Source organism: Burkholderia sp. DN3021 (assembly GCF_049805555.1).
GTDB classification, from domain to species: Bacteria; Pseudomonadota; Gammaproteobacteria; order Burkholderiales; family Burkholderiaceae; genus Burkholderia; species Burkholderia pyrrocinia_C.
Genome location: NZ_JBNCAB010000021.1, coordinates 82,700 through 89,159, shown reverse-complemented (window position 1 = coordinate 89,159; position 6,460 = coordinate 82,700). Strand labels below are relative to the sequence as shown.

The 6,460-nt window shown below is 62.2% G+C and carries 6 protein-coding genes; 3 read left to right on the top strand and 3 right to left on the bottom strand.

Going from position 1 to position 6,460, the window contains the following annotated elements:
- Positions 1-87: 87 nt before the first annotated feature.
- From ACPUER_RS13655 to ACPUER_RS13645, 3 genes are all read right to left on the bottom strand, one after another.
- A complete protein-coding gene (locus tag ACPUER_RS13655; protein ID WP_425131374.1) occupies positions 88-231 on the bottom strand; it encodes a hypothetical protein in 144 nt (47 codons plus the stop codon).
- Between the two features lie 612 nt (positions 232-843).
- Entirely contained in the window at positions 844-1,782 is a 939-nt protein-coding gene (locus ACPUER_RS13650; protein ID WP_425131373.1) for a sialidase family protein, read from the bottom strand.
- 380 nt (positions 1,783-2,162) lie between these two features.
- Positions 2,163-2,306 carry a hypothetical protein gene (locus ACPUER_RS13645; protein ID WP_425131372.1) on the bottom strand — a complete coding sequence of 48 codons (144 nt, stop codon included), beginning with the start codon at positions 2,304-2,306 and terminating at the stop codon, positions 2,163-2,165.
- Between the two features lie 584 nt (positions 2,307-2,890).
- Here ACPUER_RS13645 and rimO point away from each other — a divergent pair.
- From rimO to bktB, 3 genes are all read left to right on the top strand, one after another.
- Positions 2,891-4,252, top strand: coding sequence for a 30S ribosomal protein S12 methylthiotransferase RimO (gene rimO / locus ACPUER_RS13640; protein ID WP_425131371.1), 1,362 nt, complete (start codon positions 2,891-2,893; stop codon positions 4,250-4,252).
- A 3-nt stretch (positions 4,253-4,255) separates the two neighbouring features.
- Positions 4,256-5,182, top strand: coding sequence for a sugar kinase (locus ACPUER_RS13635; protein WP_425131370.1), 927 nt, complete (start codon positions 4,256-4,258; stop codon positions 5,180-5,182).
- 69 nt (positions 5,183-5,251) lie between these two features.
- Entirely contained in the window at positions 5,252-6,442 is a 1,191-nt protein-coding gene (bktB, locus tag ACPUER_RS13630; protein WP_425131369.1) for a beta-ketothiolase BktB, read from the top strand.
- The last annotated feature ends 18 nt before the right edge of the window (positions 6,443-6,460 follow it).

Sequence of the window (6,460 nt, the reverse complement as noted above, 5' to 3'; positions counted from 1 at the left end):
GCTTCATCAATCTGATTCCCATTACATCTGATGGGAATCAGATTGCCGGTGCCGCGCCCTCATGAACAGACGGTACGTGTCGAGCGCTTACAGTACATCCAGAATCTCCAGATGTTTCTGCATGAAAGGATTCTGGTGTGGCATAGGGGCAGCAGCACCCAGCACATGTTTGCTAAGTGTGAGCAGGCTTTCGACGACGCCGTCGTTGGCGCCGTGATGTAGCAGGTTCACGTGGAGGTCATGCTTCAACTCGTCCAGTTTCGCGCGGGTGAGACGCGTGTTCCGACCGGGGCCGTTTGCCAGAAGCAAAGCCGGGGTTAGGCTGGGGACCGGGCCGACTGTCAGGTTGATTCACCGTTCGCCACGGCAGATCGCGCTGACCGGGAACGATGAAGCCATTTTTGCAGTGTGCGGTCATGTCAAAGTGAAAGGGCCGCATCAAGCGCGATCGAGTGATCGGCTCCCGTCGAGCCGCAAATCCGATCTGACGGTCGATACAGCCGCCAACCGCCGCCCCTAAATCGCTGTAAACTCACGCTTTTGCTGCCACGCCCCCACATTCCAGATGTCCCAATCCCCCCAAAGTAGGGTTCGTATCCCTCGGGTGCCCGAAAGTTTGCAAATATAACCCTGGTCCTGTGTGGCGGTTTGAATGCGTAGAGACTTGCTCGCGGCCGCGTGGGCGGGCAGATGGCCGGCAATTGCCTGCGCTGGTCGCGGCGGCCGATAGCCAAGCTGCAGCTATCGGCCGTATGCGTGCCTGACTACCTGTGCGAACTCGCAAGGAGGCAGGCAGATAAGAGAAGATTTTTCTAATCACCATGCATGCGGTGGTTAGCGCAATTACTCAGTCGTTGACGCATTGGGGACTGTTTGTTCCGTTCCCCAAGAGGATCCGTCGAATGACTTGTAATGAATGCTGGAATTTTTGGCATCTTTATATGCCAAATACAGATTCTTATTGAATACTGCTAATGTGACCGGTTCAGGGGTTATTGAACCTGAAACTCCTCTGTCTACCCCCCAACTTGTTCCATCGTACGAGTTGTAGTAAATTTGATTGTCGGGGCCGCCACCTTTGTGCGCCATATATAACTTCCCATTGAATGCCGATAATGCAACCGCCTGACTGGTCCAGTCCCGATCGTTGATTTTTTTCGGTTGATCCCAGCTATTTCCGGTGAGATTGTACGAGGTGTAGTAAATGCTGTTATCGTCGACACCCTTGAATGCTAGGTACATCCTGTCATTGAACGTCGCCAGTGCAACCGGCTGGGTGGTTTCGGCACCTTGGACGCCGACATAGCCTCCCGATTTCCAGTTCACCCCATCGAAACTATGGAAGTAAATGCGTGTGTCGTTGGGGCCCTTGTGTGCCATGTATAACCTTCCATCATAGGACACCATGGCGACGGGTTGGCGAGTACTGTCTTGCGGCACGGTATGTTCCTTGGGATCCCAGTTCGTCCCATCGAACGACGCGCAATAAACGCCGTTGTTGTTGAGGCCGCCTTTGTGTGCCATATACAGCTTCCCGCTGAATGCCGCTAGTGCAACTGCCTGGGTCGTCCAGAACGCCCCATTTTTGACTGCCGTCGGTTTCTCCCACTCTTTTCCATCGAAAGATGTGAGATAAATGTTCCTGTTGCTGTCGGCGCCTTTGTATGCCAAGTATAGCTTCCCATTGAAGGCCGCCAGTGAAGGATAATTTAGTGCCTGGGCGGTGTCTGAGGAAGTGTCTTGGTCGCTTTCTTCGTCAACAAGCCGATTTTCGTCATTCATGATGTGCCTCTCTCGATTGTTAATGGCTTTTTGATCGCCGACGTCTTTAAGTCAGTGATGTTTGGTCCAGCAGCGTGGTATTTCAAAGCTCACGCGCAATAAACGTAGTCTCTCTCATGCGGCAGATCCATTACACTCGATTACGCGCCTACGCCATCTGGACGTAGCGCGATTCGATGGAATTGCTGACGCTCGATCACTTCGACACGCTAAGCGAAAGGCATAACGAAAACGGCGCCGAAGCGCCGTTGTTCTCATGCAGAGGCCGGCTTCGATAACACGCGAAGATGCCCGCTGCCGATCAGGAAGTTTCGATAGGACCTGATCGTTTCATCCCTAACTGCGCGTGTGACGTTCGGGCCTGAGTCGATCATGCGGCCTTATATAACGATCACCGCGTGCGTCGCCGGCTCGCCGACGTCGTGATGCTCAACCCCGGAAAGCTGACCCGCGCTGATCGTGCTGATGGTCGGCGCGCCGAACTCCAGGTCGTCCGTGCGGGCGATCTCGGTCGGCTTCTTCATTGCTGTGGTTCTTTCTTCCGTTCGAATTCGATGACCCGGACCCACGGGTTCGTTTCTCGGCAGTGGCCGCACGCGGTGTTGATGCTGTCCCACGGAGCGCGGAAACGCTTCCTATAGGGGCGTCGAGTACAGGTCGCCGGTACAGCCGAAGCGGCCTTCGTGCAGCTAGATACGATCGCTTGCGCCTTCAGCCGCTCGCGGTTGTACTCGCGGCCGTCGTCGGCTGCCACAACCGAGATGCCGGCGTTCACGATCTGAGCGAACTGCGCCCGAGCTTGCCGCGACTCAGCACGGCTTAGGCGATTCAGCCCCTCGAATGCAGGACGGATTCGGCCGGCACCTCGTTGCCCTCGACGGCAGCAGGAATACGCCAAGCGCGCTTTGTCTGATGTGCCGCTGTTGACGGGCCGACAGACCCTCATCCCGAAGAGAACGGGACGTATCACCCCCATCCCCTGATCCACCGCCGAACGGGCGGCCTATCCGATCCAGCACTCCATGGCCGTTTTCCCCCGCTTGTTTTGGCTCGCCGCCCCTAAATCGCTGTAAACTCACGCTTTTGCTGCCACGCCCCCACACTCCAGATGTCCCAATCCCCCAAAGTAGGGTTCGTATCCCTCGGGTGCCCGAAAGCCCTCGTCGACTCCGAACAAATCATCACGCAGCTGCGTGCCGAAGGTTATGAAATCTCCGGCACCTACGACGGCGCCGACCTCGTCGTCGTGAACACCTGCGGCTTCATCGACGAAGCCGTGCAGGAAAGCCTCGATGCGATCGGCGAAGCGCTGACCGAGAACGGCAAGGTGATCGTCACCGGCTGCCTCGGCGCGAAGTCGAGCGCCAGCGGCTCGAACCTGATCGAGGAAGTCCATCCGAAGGTGCTCGCCGTCACCGGCCCGCACGCCGTGGGCGAAGTGATGCAGGCCGTGCATTCGCACCTGCCGAAGCCGCACGACCCGTTCGTCGACCTCGTGCCCGCGGCCGGCATCAAGCTCACGCCGCGCCACTACGCATACCTGAAGATCTCCGAAGGCTGCAACCATCGCTGCACGTTCTGCATCATCCCGTCGATGCGCGGCGATCTCGTGTCGCGTCCGGTCGCCGAAGTGATGCTCGAGGCCGAGAACCTGTTCAAGTCGGGCGTGAAGGAACTGCTCGTGATCTCGCAGGACACGAGCGCTTACGGCGTCGACGTGAAGTACCGCACGGGCTTCTGGAACGGCAAGCCGATCAAGACGCGCATGACCGACCTGGTCGCCGCGCTTGGCGAACTCGCCGCGCAGTACGGCGCGTGGGTGCGCCTGCACTACGTGTATCCGTATCTGAGTGTCGACGAAGTGATTCCGCTGATGGCCGAAGGCCCGTTCAAGGGCCACGTGCTGCCGTATCTCGACGTGCCGTTCCAGCACGCGCACCCAGAAGTGCTGAAGCGCATGAAGCGTCCGGCGAACGCCGAGAAGGTGCTCGAGCGCGTGCAGAAGTGGCGCGAGATCTGCCCGGACCTGACGATCCGCAGCACGTTCATCGCGGGCTTCCCCGGCGAGACGGAAGAGCAGTTCGAAACGCTGCTCGACTTCATCCGCGAGGCGGAACTCGATCGCGTCGGCTGTTTTGCGTATTCGCCGGTCGAAGGTGCGACCGCGAACGAACTCGACGGCGCGCTGCCCGACGATGTCCGTGAAGAACGCCGCGCGCGCTTCATGGAAGTCGCCGAGGAAGTGTCGGCGAACCGCATCCAGCGCAAAGTCGGCAAGACCCTCAAGGTGCTGATCGACGAAGTCGGCGAAGAAGGCGGGATCGGCCGCACGGCAGCCGATGCGCCGGAGATCGACGGCGTCGTTTATGTCGAGCCGGCGACGAAGGCGTCGAAGCGCTACAAGGTCGGCGATTTCGTGTCCGTGAAGATCACGGGCGCCGACGGCCACGATCTGTGGGGCGAGGTGTAAGCGATGAGCGCCGCATTTCCGGAGATCCTCGCGCTCGGCGAGGCGATGATCGAATTCAACCAGTCGCAGCCGGGCCGTCCGGAATTCCTGCAGGGCTTCGGCGGCGACACGTCGAACTTCTGCATCGCGGCGGCGCGCCAGGGCGCGTCGACGGGCTTCGTGTCGGCGATCGGCGACGACCCGTTCGGCCGCCTGCTGGCCGACATGTGGCGCGCCGAGCACGTCGACACGACGTACGTTCGGATCGATCGCACGGCGCCGACCGGCGTGTATTTCGTCACGCACGGCGCCGACGGCCACCAGTTCGACTATCTGCGCGCGGGCTCCGCGGCGAGCCGCTATGCGACGGGCGATCTGCCGCTCGACGCGCTGGCTGCGGCGAAGGCCGTGCACCTGTCGGGCATCAGCCTCGCGATCGGCACCGCAGCGTGCGACGCCGCGTTCGCGGCGATCGACCATGCGCGCCGCAACGGCGCGAAGGTCAGCTTCGACACGAACCTGCGCCTGAAGCTGTGGCCGCTGCCGCGCGCCCGCGCGGTGATGCGCGAGGCGCTTCGCCAGACGGACATCTGCCTGCCGAGCTGGGACGACGTCACCGCGCTCACGGGCGCGAACGATCGCGACGCGATCGTCGATGCGATGCTCGAACACGGGCCGCAGGTCGTCGCGTTGAAGCTCGGCAAGGACGGCGCGTATGTCGCGACGCCGAACGAGCGGCGCGTCGTGCCGGGCTTCGCGGTCGAGGCCGTCGACGCGACGGGCGCGGGCGACTGCTTCGGCGGCGCCTTCGTCGCGCGGATCGTCGCGGGCGACGATCCGTTCGCGGCGGCGCGCTATGCGAACGCGGCGGCGGCGCTGTCGACGACGGGCTACGGTGCGGTCGCGCCGATTCCGCACCGCGATGCGGTGGAGCGCCTGATGCAAGGCTGACGGGGCACGCGCACGCCGGCCACGGCCCCGCACGATCGATTCATTCGAACAGAAGGATGAGGAGGCAACATGCAACGTGAAGTGGTGGTGGTGAGCGGCGTGCGTACCGCGATCGGCGATTTCGGCGGCAGCCTGAAGGACATCGCGCCGACCGAACTCGGCGCACAAGTCGTGCGCGAAGTGATGCAGCGTGCGCAGGTGTCGGGCGACGAGGTCGGCCACGTGGTGTTCGGCAACGTCGTGCACACGGAGCCGAAAGACATGTATCTCGCACGCGTTGTCGCAATCAACGGCGGCGTCGCGCAGCATGCGCCGGCGCTCACGGTCAACCGGCTGTGCGGTTCGGGGTTGCAGGCAATCGTGTCGGCGGCGCAGGGCGTGCTGCTTGGCGATGCGGACATCGCGATCGCGGGCGGCGCGGAGAACATGAGCCGCGCGCCGTATGCGATTCCGGCCGCGCGCTTCGGGCAGCGCATGGGCGACATGCGCGCGGTCGACATGATGGTCGGCGCGCTGAACGATCCGTTCCAGACGATCCACATGGGCGTGACGGCCGAGAACGTCGCCGCGAAGTACGGCATTTCACGCGACGCGCAGGACGCGCTCGCGCTCGAATCGCACCGTCGCGCGTCGCATGCGGCGAAGGCCGGCTACTTCAAGGACCAGATCCTGCCGGTCGAGCTGATCGGCTCGAAGAAGGGCACGCCGGTCGTGTTCGATCGCGACGAGCACGTGCGCCACGACGCGAGCCTGGACGACTTCTCGACGCTGCGGCCCGTGTTCGTGAAGGAGAACGGCACGGTGACGGCCGGCAACGCGTCGGGCATCAACGATGCGGCGGCCGCGGTGCTGCTGATGGAGCGCAGCGTTGCCGAGAAGCGCGGTGCAAAGCCGCTCGCGCGCCTCGTCGCGTATGCGCATGCGGGCGTCGATCCGGCCTACATGGGGATCGGTCCCGTGCCGGCCACGCAAAAGGTGCTCGAGCGCGCGGGGCTGACGGTTGCCGATCTCGACGTGATCGAGGCGAACGAGGCATTCGCCGCGCAGGCATGCGCGGTGACGAAGGAGCTGGGTCTCGACCCGGCAAAGGTGAATCCGAACGGGTCCGGCATTTCGCTCGGCCACCCGATCGGCGCGACGGGTGCGCTGATCACTGTCAAGGCGCTGTACGAGTTGCAGCGCATCGGTGGCCGATACGCGCTCGTGACGATGTGCATCGGCGGCGGGCAGGGCATCGCCGCGATTTTCGAGCGAATCTGAAGCAAGGAGCAACGCAAG